Raw genomic sequence first — 13192 nt, forward strand, 5'->3', positions numbered from 1 at the left:
CGTGCTCGGCCGGGGCGCGCGCGAGCGCGACGAGCGTGCGGGCGCGGTCGAGCACCGCGCGGCGGCCGTGCGCGTCGAGCCGGCGCGTCTCGCGCAGCAGCGTCGCGCGCGCGGCGTTGACGTCGAGCTGGACGGCGGCCTCGGCCGCGTGGGTCGGGGTCGAGCAGCAGACGGCGGCGACGTCGTCGATCAAGGTGCGGTCGGTGTGGTGGCCGACGGAGGCGATCACGGGCACGCGCAGCAGCGCGACGGTGCGACAGAGCGTCTCGTCGCAGAAGGCGAAGAGGTCGGCGAGCGAGCCGCCGCCGCGTGCGACGATCACGACGTCGACCTCCTCGATCGCGGCGAGGTCGCGCAGCGCCTGCGCGATCTTCGGCGCGGCGTGGCGGTCCTGGACCGGCGCGAAGCCCCAGATCAGCCGCCCGCTCCAGCCGCGCCGCCTCAGCGCGGCGAGCACGTCGTCACGCGCTTTGCCGGTCTCGCCCGTGACGACGCCGATCGTGCGCGGGAGCAGCGGACGGGGGAGGTGCTTCTGCGGCTCCAGCAGCCCCTCGGCGGCGAGCATCCGCCGCAGCCGCTCGACCTGTGCGAGCAGGTCGCCCTCGCCGGCGATCCGCAGGTCGGTCGCGCGGAAGGAGAAGGAGGGCGAGGAGGTCGCGCTGCCGGGGTAGTAGTCGCAACCGCCGGCGAGCACGACCTGGGCGCCGTCGCTCGGCTCGACGCCGAGCGCGTCGAAGTCGCTGCGCCACATCGCGCACGGCAGCGCGCCGCGTGCGTCGCGCAGCTCGAAGTAGACGGTCGTGCGGCTGGTGCGGAAGTTCCACAGCTCGCCGAAGACCTGCACGCGCGCGAAGGCGCGCAGCTGCTGCCGCAGCCGCTCCGCGTAGGCGCCGACGGCGAAGGGGCCCGGGAGGGCGCTGCCGGGGATGCCGGCGGGTGCGCCGCCTCCGCGTACGTCGCTGGGGTCGTCGCCGCTCACTGCGCCGGTGTGGCCGGCGTCGCGGCGCCGGCGGCGTCGCCCGCGCCTACCGCATTCGCCGCCGCGCGGATCGTCGCGGCCTTGTCGGGTCCGCCGGGGACGATCACGAGCGTGTCGGCGCCGATCGCGCGGTAGCGCTCGATGCGGCCGGCGAGCGTCTGCGGCGTCGCCGCGATCGTCGCGATGTCGATCAGCTCGTCGTCGAGCGCCTGCGCGGCGCCGACGCGGTCGCCGTCGAGGAAGCGCTCCTGACAGAGCCGCGCGGCGTCGCCGTGTCCGTAGGAGTCGGCCAGCTCGACGTAGAAGTTCTTGTCCTTGGCGCCCATCGCTCCAAGGTAGAAGGCCAGCCACGGGCGGACGTGGTCGCGCGCCTCGGCGACCGTGTCGGCGACCGCCGTCGGCACGACCGGCGCGACGTCGATCTCGGCGAGCGTGCGGCCCGCTCCCTGCGCGCCGCGTCGCAGCGGATCGAGCAGGACGTCCGGCTGGTCGGGATGGAGCAGGAACGGCAGCCAGCCGTCGGCGATCGCACCGGTCTGCTCGACCGCCTTCGGCCCGATCGCACCGAGGTAGACCGGGATCCGCTGCTGCACCGGCTTGGCGAGCAGCTTCAGCGGGCGGCCGAGGCCGGTTGCGCCGGGCGCGTCCGGCGGCAGCGGGAGCGTCCACTCGCTGCCCTCGTAGGTGACCGTTCTGCGCGCCAGCACCTTGCGCACGATCTCGACGTACTCGCGCGTGCGCCCGAGCGGTCTCTTGAACGGCGTGCCGTACCAGCCCTCCGAGACCTGCGGCCCGGAGAGGCCGAGGCCGAGCCGGAAGCGGCCGTTGCTCAAGACGTCGAGCGAGGCAGCTGCCATCGCGGTCGCGGTCGGCTGGCGGGCGGGGATCTGCATCAGCCCGGAGCCGAGCGCGATCCGCTCCGTCTTGCCGGCGAGCAGCCCGAGCACCGAGACGGCGTCCTGTCCCCACGCCTCCGAGATCCAGATCGAGTCGAGCCCCAGCTCGTCGCCGAGCACGGCGAGGTCGACCTGCTCCTGGGGCGTGAACCAGGGCCAGTACGCGAGGAAGAGTCCAAGCCGCATGGGCGCGAGCCTAACTCACTGGTCGGCGCTGCGGGCCCGCTTCGCGGCCGGCCAGCGCACGACCCGCCTCAGCGCCCGCAACACCCGCCGACCGGCCTCGGCAAACACACCGGCCCCGGGCTCACCCTGCCACATCGGATTCGGGAGGCCCGTCTCGCGGTGGATCACGTCATGGTCCAACTCGGGCGGAAGCGATCTCATGCCACGACGCTACGAGATCAAGACCAGTTCCGCTACCCAGCAAAGTACTGCAACGGCCTGGATCGAGACCGCAATTTGCAGAGTCGTGGCAATTCGAGCGAGGACCGTGTTGTTTCTGCCGTAACTCGCTTCCAGATGGAGAGCCACCGCCCGATGCGCCGCGCCGGGCTCGCGCAGCCCTTGGTCACGATCGACCGCGGCGAGCAGAACGGATGGCTTGATCCCACGCTCGAGCTGGACGTGTGGGGCGGCAGCGAACAGGCACACGCATGCGACGAGGACGAACGCGGCAATGGCAAGCCATCCGAGCAAACCGAGGGCGCGGTTCGAAAGCACCCATCCGCTGAACAGCGATGCCACGACGGTCGCCGCCGTCAGCAGCGCGACGGCGCGACCGCGCAGCGCCTCCAGGCTCTCATGCTGTCGCGCCAGCGCCGCGCTCGCCTGCTCGTAGGCGAGCTGACTGGGGGCGACGAGAGGATCGAGCGGCGCCGGCATCGCGAGCCACTATGCGGTACCGCGAAGTGCCGACACCCGCAGTCGGCGCGAAATTTGCGAAGTGGTCGCGAAACGGCTGCTGGCAGGCGCGACGGAGGCCGTAAACCCGCGCGCGACCGCGCGACTGCTGTGACGAACGCCTACGCCGCGTCGTCGACGCTGGCGAGCGTCTTCATGCCCGGCTGGGCCGGGGTGCCGCGGACCTCGCCGTGGAAGGCGATGCCCTCGAGGCGCGCGATCTCACGCTCGCCCTCGACGCGGGCCGGGTGATCGGCCGGGAGGCCTCTGATCAGCCGGCGGATCCGCTCGCGCAGCTGCAGCGCGAAATGCGGGGTGGAGGCGCCCATCAGCTGACGGACGTCGTCGACGGTGACCTCGCGCCCGGGGCGCAGGCGGTCAGGATGCTCGAATCTGCTCACGGCGCGCTCGTTCTGACGGGGGAGATCTCCAGGAGGCTGTCGATGCGCGACTGGACCGGAAGCGTTATCGCCGCCTCGTCGCCGATCAGCCAGGCGTGATTGTAAACGCCGCGGACCGGATCGCGTTCGTAGCCCGGTTGGATGTCCAGCAGGTACTCGCCCAGCGGCAGCGGCAGGGTCGTCGCGTCGTCGAGCAGCAGCAGCGGTCCGTAGGTGCCGCTCGCCGACAACGGCGCCGCGGCGGCGGCGTCGGCCGGGCGTCTGTCGTTGGCGAAGACGAGCCCGTGACCGGGGTCGACGACGCCCCAGCCGAAGCTGCCGTCGCTGTACCGCGCGAAGGCGATCGCGTTTCTGACGGCATCCTCGCCGGAGATGCGCGTGACTCTCCCGAGCCCTCTCAGCGCTCTCTCGACTCTCGCGCTGATCACCGTCTCAGGCCCGAGCAGGTACATCCGCGGTCTGCCGTGCGCCTGCAGCGCGGCGAAGGTCGCGCCCGGGATCGTGTCTCTGCTGACGAACAGGATCGGCGTGCCGCTCTTGGCGGCGTAGGCGGCCGCCGGCATCGCGAAGGCGGGGTCCTCGCTGGAGACGACCATCACCGTCTTCGTCGCTCTGCCGGAGGCGGCCGACTGGAATCTGTCGACGGCAGCCGCCAGCGCCGCCGGGTCGTCGCCCTCGATCGTCGTCGAGCGGAAGCCGGCCGGCGCCGGCGTGTCGGAGCCGACGCGCACGACCTGCATCCCGCCGAGCGGGCTGACGCCGGTCGGCGCGAGCGCTCTCAGCGCCTCCTCGCTCGCCTCCGGCAGCGATCTGCCGTCGCTCAGGAGGATCGGCGCCCGCAGCGGTCTGCTCATCAGCACCGCGGCGGCCAGGCCGGCCTGCCACGAGTCCTGGTCGACGACCGCGACCGCCGGCGGCTGCGTGTTGGGCGCGCCGCCGGGGTAGACGGCGCGGGCCGCGGCGGCGGCGCTGGCGATCGAGTCCGAGCCGCCGACGCGCGTCGTGTTCTTCGTCGCGAAGCCGGGGAAGCCGAGTTGCTGCACAGCCTCCGGCTCGTCGCCGCTGGAGCCGATCTGCGGCGTGACGATCGTGGTCGTCTTGCCGCCGTCGTCGTCACCGCCGCCGCAGGCGGCGAGTCCGGTCGTCAGTGACAACAGCAGTCCGGCGAGGGCGAGGCGGCGGCGCAACATCGGCCCCGCACCATAGCCCGCCGCTCGCCGGACCGAGTCGATCAATTGTGAAGCGCCCGCGTCACGGCGTCGTGTCGTCGCCCGCGTCGTCGTCGGGGTCCTGCAGGTTGAGCACGAGCTTCGCGGAGACGCGATCGCCGTCCTGCTTGGTGCCGGCGACGATCGATCTGTACGCCGAGACGTAGCTGCGGATCTCGGCGAAGTCCGGATCCTGATCGACGCCGAAGCCCTCCAGCAGCGACATCAGCGGCCCCGGCACGAGCAGGAAGCCGGCCTCGTAGCCGTCGCCGAGCGACTCGATCGCCGACTTGCCCGGCTCGGTCTCCGACAGCGGCGACTCCGGATCGAGCGCCTCGCGCGCGGATGCGACGCCGAGGCCGAGCGCGAGCTTGTCGCCGTCGGCGAGCAGCGCCAGCGGCTGCGGGACCTGCGGGAAGTGCAGCTGGAAGCCGTGGCCGCCGCCGGTCGTCGGCGTCGTCGAGAGCCCGGAGCGCTTGGCGAAGCGCTCGATCCCGTCGACCGCCCGCTCGGTCGCGGCGGGGTCGCTGGAGCCGAGCACGATGCCGGCCGCGGCGTCGGTCAGCGAGGTGCCGCCGACGAACGCGGCGACGCCGTCGAGCCAGCCCAGCAGGTCGGCGTCGAGGTCGAGGCCGAGCAGGTTGCGGACCTCGGTCGCGGCCATGTCGTAGACCTCCGACTGTCTCAGCTGCTGGGTGATCGTCTCGCCGTCCAGCGGCGCGGCCAGCGCGGCCCACGCCTCGCCCGGCAGATCGCCGAGCGCGACGGCGCTGTCGCCGGCCGTCGGCAGCTCGGCCGAGCCGGAGGCGAACTCGAAGACGACCTGATCGGCGCGCGCGGTCAGCGCCATCGTGATCGGCTCGCTGCCGAGCGCTCTGTCGAGCTGCTCCTCCTGGCCCTCGAGCGCGCCTCTCAGCTCGGGATCGGCGAGCGCCTGCTCTCTCAGCAGCTCGACGATCATGCGCGGCTCCGCGTAGCCCCACGCGAGGCGGTCCTCGGGCAGCCCGTCGGCAGCGTCGGTGAAGCGCTCCTCGTCGGCCAGCGATCTGCCTCTGGAAGCGGCGACCGCAGCTCTGAAGCCCTCCTCGGTGCCGCCGACGAGGTAGTCGTCGACGAAGCCGTAGGCCGAGCCGTCGTCAGCGTCGACGGTGTACTCGACGCCCTCGTAGGTCGCTCTTCTGTCGGCCGGGTCGACGTCTCTCGCAAGCGCTCTCTCGGCCGCCGCCTGATCTCTGACCTCGATGATCACCGCGCCGTCGGGCGACTCCGCCTCGGCCGGGTTCTCGATCAGCAGGAAGCCGCCGATCGAGTCGCCGAGGAACGGGTCGATCTCCTCGGAGAAGAAGTTTCTGTCGGTCTCCTCGAGTCCCTCGTCGAGCAGGCGCCGCAGCTCTCTGCCGGGATCGGTCACGCGCAGCATCCGTCTCGCGGCGGTGAGGACCCCCTCCTCGACGTCGCCCTCGGGGCGCACGAGCACCTCGCCGTACGCGATCGCGTTGGACGGCGCGAGCGTCGCGGGGCCGTCGGTGGGGGCGGCGGCCTTCTGCTCCTCCTCGCTGCCGCAGGCGGCCAGGGTGCAGGTCACGAGCAGCAGCGGCACCGCGGCGGCGAACGGCCGCGTCCGGCGCCTAAAGAGAAGATGAGAGAGGGACATGCGGCGGAATCCTAGGGGCCCGCGACGACATCAGACCGCAATACGCGGGAATTTCCATATTCGCGCAGGGTTGACGTAACGCCGGAGCGATCCCTAGGATGCCGCCCAACGCCGAATCCGGGGCCCGAAGCCCTGGACCGGGGGACCCAAGTCGTTTGGGGCTAATTCCGCGGTACATCCGTGGGAGGCGCCGGCTCTTTCCGCGCCAGCCCGACAGCTAACCCCGGAGGCCGACGAAAGAGGAAGCTGTTGCGCGCACGGACCCTGGTCGCGCTGGGTCTCATGACGGTCACGGCCACCTGGGCCCCCGCGGCGAACGCGGCGGTCTCGGGCGGAGCTGGCGTCACGAGCGAGGCGACGACGAGAGCCCCCAAGGGCAAGAAGGCGGCCAAGAAGAAGAAGGCCCCTGCCGCCGCCCCGCAGGTCCAAGAAGCGCAAGAGCAGGAGGCGGCTCCGCCTGTCGGCAGCGGCGGCGGCGCCAGCGCCGACTACGTCCCGCCGGCCGACACCCGTCCGACCGTCCCGGGCTCCCGCGCCGTCTTCAGAGACGGCATCGCGTACGCCCCCGCGGCGGCTCCGGTCGAGGTGCAGGAGGCCGTCTGGGCGGCCAACGATCTGCTCGGCAAGCCGTACGTCTACGGCGGCGGTCACAAGAGCTTCCGCGCCGCCGGCTACGACTGCTCCGGAACGGTCTCCTACGCGCTCAACGGCGCCGGCCTGCTCGACAGCCCGCTCGACTCCTCCAGCTTCATGTCGTGGGAGGAATCCGGCAGAGGCACGTGGATCACGGTTTACACGAACCCCGGTCACGCCTTCGTCGTGATCGCCGGCCTGCGGCTCGACACCAGCGGTCCCGGCGAGTCCGGCCCGCGCTGGCGGCCCGGCAAGTACTCCACGCGCGGCTTCAAGTCGCGCCACCCCGAGAACTTCTGAGCTCCGTACGGTTCGCCGCCCTTCGGCGGCGAGCCTCGCTCGGTAGGCTTGATCTTCTGATCCACGTCCCTGTCCTAGGAGGATCCTGAATGGCCGGCCTGTCCGGGCGCTTCTCCACCGTCGTCAAGTCGAAGATCTCGAAGCTGCTGGACAAGGCAGAGGATCCTTCAGAGACGCTGGAGTACAGCTACCAGAAGCAGATGGAGCTGCTGCAGAACGTGAAGAAGGGGCTCGCGGACGTCGTCACGTCCAAGAAGCGCCTTCAGCTGCAGTCGCAGAAGATGGAGCAGCAGGTCGTCAAGCTCGACACGCAGGCGCGTCAGGCGCTGGCGGCCGGCAACGAGCCGCTCGCGCGCACGGCGCTCGAGCGCAAGGCCGCGATCCAGGGCGAGCTGCAGGGTCTCGACACGCAGATCGCCGAGCTCGAGCAGCAGCAGCAGTCGATGATCGACAACCAGGCGAAGCTGCAGTCGAAGATCGAGGCGTTCCGCTCCAAGAAGGAAGTCGTCAAGGCGCAGTACTCCGCGGCCGAGGCGCAGGTGCGGATCTCCGAGGCGGCGACCGGTGTCGGCGAGGAGATGGCCGACGTCGGCCTCGCGATGCAGCGCGCGCTCGACAAGACCGAGAACATGCGCGCCCGCGCGGGTGCGATGGACGAGCTCGAGAAGGCCGGGGCGTTCGACGACCTGACGCAGCTCGGCGACGGCACGGACGACATCGACCGCCAGCTGGCGCAGCTCGGTTCCGGCGGAGCGGTCGACAGTGAGCTGGAGAAGCTGAAGGCCGAGCTCGGCGGTGGCAGCGCGCCCGCGCCGGAGCTGGGCGCCGGCGACACGGCCGCCGGGGACGCTCCGGCCGGCACGGAGAAGCCGGCATGATCGTCCGCATCTCGGGCGAGGGCCAGTACAAGCTGGCCGACGAGGTCGCTGACCGCCTCAACCAGCTCGACAACGACGCGGTCGCCGCGGCCGAGGCCGAGGACGAGCCGAAGTTCCTCGCGCTGTTCGCGCAGATCGTCGAGCTGATCCGCGGCGAGGGCACACCGCTCGCCGCGGACGAGCTGCACGGCTCCGACGTGATCGTCCCGCCGGCGGACACCTCCTACGAAGAGGCCCGCCACGAGTTCACGGGCGAGGGCCTGATCCCGGGCTGACCGCGGAATCGGCTGGCGCCGATTCCGTCGCGGGTTCGGCCGGCGTCGAACCCGCAGCCCCGAGCGCCGGCCTTCGTGCCGGCGCTCCGCGTTTCCAGCTCAGATCGGGATGCCCCAGAGCGGGAACCAGCGCTCGAGCTCGGCTTCGATCGGCAGCTCGGCGCCGACCTGGGCCTTGAGACGCAGCTCGGACTCGCTGTCGCGCTGCTGGGCGCCGCCGGCGGGGACGAAGGGGTAGAACGCCCCGCGCTTGTAGTTGTAGATCCAGTAGAGCGGTCTGCCGGACGAGTCCTGGAAGCCGAAGACGGCGCAGAGGATGCGGTCGCCGTAGCCGCCGGCCTCGAGCGCGCCGCTGACGGCGTTGATGCCGACGACGAGATCGTCGAAGTCCTTGTCTCTGAGGACGATCCAGCGGTAGCCGTACTCGTCGTCTCTCGACTCGACCTTCGTGTCGGAGTCGTCGGAGATGCCCTCGACGACCTCGACCATCTCTCTGACGATCCCTTCGAAGTCAGCGGTCGCCAGCGCCTGGAAGACGATGCCGGCTCTGCCGCGGCTGTGGATCCCCAGCTCGGTCTCGAACTTGACGTTCGCCGTCGTCATCGCGAACAGCCGGTCCGGCGCAGGTCTCGCGAGTCTGCGCTTGCCGGTCAGGATGTCGAACAGGCCCATGGACTACGCGCTGCCCTGCAGCTGGGACTCGAGCCGGCTCAGGGCCGCGATCCGCTTCTCCATCGGCGGGTGCGTCGAGAAGAGGCCCATCAGCGAGTTCTTCGCGTGCGGCGGGAAGATGTAGAAGGCCGCCAGCTCCTCCGAGGCGCGCAGGTCGCGCTGGGGGATGCGGTCCATCGTCCCCGAGATTCTCATCAGCGCCGAGGAGAGCGCGCTGGGGCGGCCGGTGATGATCGCCGCGCCGCGGTCGGCGGCGAACTCGCGGTAGCGCGAAAGCGCCTGCAGCAGCAGGAAGGAGATGATGTAGACGACGACCGAGACGAGGATCACGACCATGAAGCCGGGGCCGTCGTCGTCGTCGCTGGAGCCGCCGCCGAAGAAGAAGCCGAACTGGACGATGTAGGAGGCGATCGCGGCGAAGAAGCCGGCGATCGTCATCACCATCACGTCGCGGTTCTGCACGTGCGTCAGCTCGTGCGCCATCACGCCCTCGAGCTCCGCGGGGGAGAGCAGGTCCATGATCCCCGTCGTCGCGCAGACGGTCGCCTTCTTCGGCGAGCGGCCGATCGCGAAGGCGTTCGGCATCGGCGTGTTGGCGACGGCGACGCGCGGCTTGGGCAGGTTGGCCTGGACGCACAGGCGCTCGACCATCGCGTGCAGCTGCGGCGCTTCCTGGGGCGAGACCTCGCGGGCGCCCATCGCGTGCAGGGCGAGCTTGTCGGAGGCGAAGAACTGCAGCGCCAGCAGACCGCCGACGACGATCAGGAGGGCCATGTAGCCGGAGGCGACGACGATGCCGACCAACACGGCATAGACGAGGCCGAGCAGGAACAAGGTCATCGTCATCCGGACTTGGAGCCCGGTGTCCTTGCCGAAGTTCGATGGGCGGGGCATGAGCGGCGATCCTCCTGAGTGCAGGTCGGCGTCCATGATCGCAGACCTGGCTCAGGCGCTCCTAAGCTACGGCTCGCCCCACGCGAGCCGGCTGGCTGCGTGCGACTCCGCACCGAAGACGTCGTCGAGCAGCGGCGCCGTGTCCTCGACGCCGAAGCGGTTGCGCAGATGGCTGTCGACGTCGGCGCGCGGCGCGCCGCCGACGGCCATCTCGATCGCGACCAGCCGCGCGGCGTTGGTGACCTCGCCGGCCGGCTGCGGCGACGGCGGAGCCGGAGCGGGCTCGGCGACTCGCGCCCACGTCGGGCGCGGCGCGGGGGCGGGCTGCTCGAACGGCTCGGGAGCGGACTCCGGCACCGGCTCACTCACGACCTCGCGCGGCTGGAACGAGGTGACGTTCGGAGCGGGGGCGGGGGCCGGCGCCGTCGGCCATGGCGTGCGCGGAAGCGTGCCGTGCAGCTCGGCATCGCCGCGCGCGAGCTCGGCGTTGAGCGCGGCCGCGGCGTCGGAGAGCTCGTCGGCGAGACGGCGGGCGGCGCCGCTCAACGTCTCCAGGCGCGCGGCGCGCGCGGCCGCCTCGGCGTCGACGTGGAGGCGGGAGGCGGCGAGGTAGCGGCGGACCTCCTCCTCGGCGCTGCGGCGCCGCTCCTCGATCGCGCGCTCGGCGGCCAGCGCCTCGCGCTCGGCCGCGCGCACGATCGCCTCGACATGGCCGGCGATATCACCGCCGAGGGCACCGGGCTGGCGCGCGTGGCGCATGTCGTCGCGATGGGGTCCCATACGGCTGATCGCCGAGGTTACACACGCGCGTGCGGAAAGCGAAAAGCCAACCGTGATTTCCTGCAAGATCTGGACCAATATCGCAGTGCCGAGGGGCCGTTGCTACCCTGAATCGCGCCGAATCGCCTGCAATTCGCAGTCGAACCGGCCACCGGCCCGGTCGCCGATCCATAACAGTGAACGCGCGCTTGAGCGTGCGTGGGACCGGACCTAGACTCGCCCGTCGCATGCGCCTCCGCATCCTCCTCGCCACCCTTCTGCTGCCGCTCGTCCTGTGGGCGGCCCTGCCGCTGATCTCCAGCGCCGATCCGCAGTCGGACCTCGACAGAATCGAGGGCCAGCTCGACCAGAAGGAGGGTCAGCTCGACAGAGTGCGCGGGAGAGCGCGGATATTGACGAGCGACATCACCGCCTACACGACCAGAATCGACGCGCTCCAGACCGACGTCGACAGGCTCCAAGGCACGCAGGACCGGATTCAGGGCGACCTCGACGCGAAGAAGCTGGAGCTGGCGAGAACGCAGGAGGAGCTGCGCGTCGTGCGCGCCCGCCTCGCGAGACTGAGAACGCGTCTGAACGCCGCGCGCAGAACGCTCGCCGCCCGCCTCGTCGAGCTGTACAAGTCCGACGAGCCCGACATCGTCAGCGTCGTGCTCGACTCCGACGGCTTCGCGGAGCTGCTGGAGAACGGCGCCTACCTGCAGCGGATCGGCGAGCAGGACCGTCAGATCATCACGTCCGTCAGAGACGCGAAGGCCGAGGCCGCCGACGAGACGAGACGGCTCGACACGCTCGAGAGAAGACAGCAGGCGATCGCCGAGCAGATCTACGAGCACCGCAACGAGGTCGCGCGCGCCCGCATCGCCGTCGAGAGAAGACGCGACGCCGTCGACCGCCTCCGCGCCGGCAAGCGCGACCTGCTGCGGCAGGTGCGCTCGACCGCGAACGAGATCAACGAGGACATCGACGGTCTCCAGGACGAGCAGGCGAAGATCGAGCGCAAGATCCGCGCGGCGCAGAACCCGACCAGCACGGCGACAGCCCCCGGCCCGATCAGAGGCGGCGGCACCTTCATCTGGCCGGTCAACGCCCCGATCACGAGCGCCTTCGGCTACCGCACCGGCCCCGGCATCACGAGATTCCACGAGGGACTCGACCTCGGCGCCCCCGAGGGCACCCCGATCCGCGCGGCCGGCTCCGGCAGCGTGATCCTCGCGGGCGTCAGCGGCGGCTACGGCAACTTCACCTGCATCGACCATGGCGGCGGCGTCTCCACCTGCTACGGCCATCAGTCGTCGATCGGCGTCAGCGTCGGACAGACGGTCTCGCAGGGGCAGGTGATCGGCGCGGTCGGCAACACCGGCTACTCCTTCGGCGCGCACCTGCACTTCGAAGTGCGCGTCAACGGCGGCGCCGTGCAGCCGCTCAACTACCTCGGCTGACCCGCGCGCCGGCCGGACCCGCGCGCGCAGTAGCCTTCAGCCCGTGCTGAGATCGATCGACGTCTTCGGGCTGGAGCTGCAGACCTTCGGGATCTTCTTCGCACTGAACTTCCTCTGCTGGGCGGCGGTCGTCGCGCGGCGGCTGAAGGAGATCCACAAGCCCGTCGACTGGGCGTACGAGATCCTCTTCGTCGCGCTGATCGGCGGCCTGATCGGCGCCCGCGGCTACTTCCTGCTGCAGAACTGGGATGACGTCAAGGACGACTTCTTCGGCAACATCTTCAGCGGCTCCGGGCTGATCTGGTACGGCGGTCTGATCGGCGGCGTGATCGCGGTGCTGATCTGGGCGAAGTGGCGCGGCTTCATGTCGCTGGCGCTCGTCGACATGGCCGCGATAGGCCTGCCGCTCGGCTACGCGATCGGTCGCATCGGCTGCCAGATCTCCGGCGACGGCGACTACGGCAAGGAGTCCGACCTGCCGTGGGCGATGGGCTTCCCGCACGGCTCGGTGCCGACCGACCCCGGCGTCGAGGTGCAGCCGACGCCGATCTACGAGACGCTGTCGATGGGCCTGCTCGCATTCGTGCTGTGGAACCTGCGCGACCGCTTCCGGCCTGGCGTGCTGTTCGGCTTCTACCTGATCGGCGCCGGCGTGGAGCGGTTCCTCGTCGAGTTCGCGCGCCGCAACGAGTCGGTCGTCGGCTTCATGACGGCGGCACAGGTCGAGAGCCTGGTCATGTTCCTGCTCGGGGTCGTCTGGCTGCTCGTGATGCGCGCCCGCAACGGCGGCACGCTGATCGGCGAGGGACGGCCGCAGCCGCCCGCGCCGAGAGACGCCAAGCGGCGTCGCCCCGCGACCGCCTGAGCGCCAAGCACAGCGGCGTTCGCGCCAAAAGCGCACTAATTCTCCTGATTGGACGGAAACGTTTGTCAGGAACCTGACGCACCCGTATCCTGGCCGGCTGTCGGGCGTCGACTACGGGGGAGAAGATGCGCGTGACACGGGCTTACATCGCCGGCTTGGGGACGACGGGAGCGCTGCTCGCGGCAGCCGCCTGCCTGTTCGTGATCGCCTCGGCCGTCGTCGCCTTCGACGCCTGGCCCGGCAGCCACGTCGCGCAGCGCAGCAGCAGCGTCGAGGCACCCGCGCCGGTCGCGGCGCGCGGCGGCGGACGCGATGCGCTCGTCGCGGTCGGGTCCGGCGACCTGTTCGCCGCCGCGGCGACCGGCGCGAGCGCGGCGGCGCTCGCCGGCGGTGGCGCCGGGGCCGACGGCTC

General features: G+C 71.1%; 15 protein-coding genes, 1 pseudogene and 1 riboswitch. Of the genes and pseudogenes, 6 read left to right on the plus strand and 10 right to left on the minus strand.

Annotated elements, in window-relative coordinates:
* The 7 genes from xseA to R7226_RS29245 all read right to left on the minus strand — a co-directional run.
* Positions 1–979, minus strand: a 979-nt coding sequence (gene xseA, locus R7226_RS29215; RefSeq protein WP_318601002.1) for an exodeoxyribonuclease VII large subunit, incomplete at its 3' end; no start/stop codon positions are given.
* On the minus strand, positions 976–2061 hold the full coding sequence (locus tag R7226_RS29220) for an LLM class F420-dependent oxidoreductase (RefSeq protein WP_318601003.1): 1086 nt from the start codon (positions 2059–2061) through the stop codon (positions 976–978). The genes xseA and R7226_RS29220, both read right to left, overlap by 4 nt.
* Before the next feature lie 15 nt (positions 2062–2076).
* A complete protein-coding gene (locus tag R7226_RS29225) occupies positions 2077–2262 on the minus strand; it encodes a hypothetical protein (RefSeq protein WP_318601004.1) in 186 nt (61 codons plus the stop codon).
* A gap of 9 nt (positions 2263–2271) precedes the next feature.
* Complete coding sequence (locus R7226_RS29230) at positions 2272–2760, minus strand: hypothetical protein (protein WP_318601005.1); 489 nt, start codon at positions 2758–2760, stop codon at positions 2272–2274.
* Positions 2761–2900: 140 nt separating this feature from the next.
* On the minus strand, positions 2901–3179 hold the full coding sequence (locus R7226_RS29235) for a hypothetical protein (RefSeq protein WP_318601006.1): 279 nt from the start codon (positions 3177–3179) through the stop codon (positions 2901–2903).
* Positions 3176–4369 carry a cell wall-binding repeat-containing protein gene (locus tag R7226_RS29240; protein WP_318601007.1) on the minus strand — a complete coding sequence of 398 codons (1194 nt, stop codon included), beginning with the start codon at positions 4367–4369 and terminating at the stop codon, positions 3176–3178. Before R7226_RS29240 ends, R7226_RS29235 begins: the two co-directional genes overlap by 4 nt.
* Positions 4370–4430: 61 nt before the next feature.
* Entirely contained in the window at positions 4431–6041 is a 1611-nt protein-coding gene (locus R7226_RS29245; RefSeq protein WP_318601008.1) for a DUF3352 domain-containing protein, read from the minus strand.
* Between the two features lie 99 nt (positions 6042–6140).
* Positions 6141–6288: riboswitch (cyclic di-AMP (ydaO/yuaA leader) on the plus strand.
* A 2-nt stretch (positions 6289–6290) separates the two neighbouring features.
* Here R7226_RS29245 and R7226_RS29250 point away from each other — a divergent pair.
* The 3 genes from R7226_RS29250 (at position 6291) to pspAA (ending at position 8127) form a co-directional block, all read left to right on the plus strand.
* Positions 6291–6974, plus strand: a complete 684-nt coding sequence (locus tag R7226_RS29250) for an NlpC/P60 family protein (protein WP_318601009.1) — start codon at positions 6291–6293, stop codon at positions 6972–6974.
* An 89-nt stretch (positions 6975–7063) separates the two neighbouring features.
* A complete protein-coding gene (locus R7226_RS29255) occupies positions 7064–7852 on the plus strand; it encodes a PspA/IM30 family protein (RefSeq protein ID WP_318601010.1) in 789 nt (262 codons plus the stop codon).
* Complete coding sequence (gene pspAA, locus R7226_RS29260) at positions 7849–8127, plus strand: PspA-associated protein PspAA (protein WP_318601011.1); 279 nt, start codon at positions 7849–7851, stop codon at positions 8125–8127. Before R7226_RS29255 ends, pspAA begins: the two co-directional genes overlap by 4 nt.
* A gap of 99 nt (positions 8128–8226) precedes the next feature.
* Here the strand turns inward: pspAA and pspAB are convergent, their stop codons facing one another.
* From pspAB to R7226_RS29275, 3 genes are all read right to left on the minus strand, one after another.
* Entirely contained in the window at positions 8227–8799 is a 573-nt protein-coding gene (pspAB, locus tag R7226_RS29265; protein ID WP_318601012.1) for a PspA-associated protein PspAB, read from the minus strand.
* A 3-nt stretch (positions 8800–8802) separates the two neighbouring features.
* A complete protein-coding gene (gene htpX / locus R7226_RS29270) occupies positions 8803–9693 on the minus strand; it encodes a zinc metalloprotease HtpX (protein ID WP_318601013.1) in 891 nt (296 codons plus the stop codon).
* 66 nt (positions 9694–9759) lie between these two features.
* Positions 9760–10473 (minus strand): hypothetical protein, encoded by a 714-nt coding sequence (locus R7226_RS29275; protein WP_318601014.1) that lies wholly within the window; start codon positions 10471–10473, stop codon positions 9760–9762.
* Between the two features lie 227 nt (positions 10474–10700).
* Between R7226_RS29275 and R7226_RS29280 the strand changes: the two genes are divergently transcribed.
* The 3 genes and pseudogenes from R7226_RS29280 to R7226_RS29290 all read left to right on the plus strand — a co-directional run.
* A complete protein-coding gene (locus R7226_RS29280; protein ID WP_318601015.1) occupies positions 10701–11915 on the plus strand; it encodes a murein hydrolase activator EnvC family protein in 1215 nt (404 codons plus the stop codon).
* A gap of 43 nt (positions 11916–11958) precedes the next feature.
* Positions 11959–12780 carry a prolipoprotein diacylglyceryl transferase gene (locus R7226_RS29285; RefSeq protein ID WP_318601016.1) on the plus strand — a complete coding sequence of 274 codons (822 nt, stop codon included), beginning with the start codon at positions 11959–11961 and terminating at the stop codon, positions 12778–12780.
* A gap of 131 nt (positions 12781–12911) precedes the next feature.
* A pseudogene (locus R7226_RS29290) lies at positions 12912–13192 on the plus strand (hypothetical protein); the annotation flags it as partial.

Origin of the sequence: Conexibacter stalactiti (genome assembly GCF_033542075.1) — a bacterium.
GTDB classification, from domain to species: domain Bacteria; phylum Actinomycetota; class Thermoleophilia; order Solirubrobacterales; family Solirubrobacteraceae; genus Conexibacter; species Conexibacter stalactiti.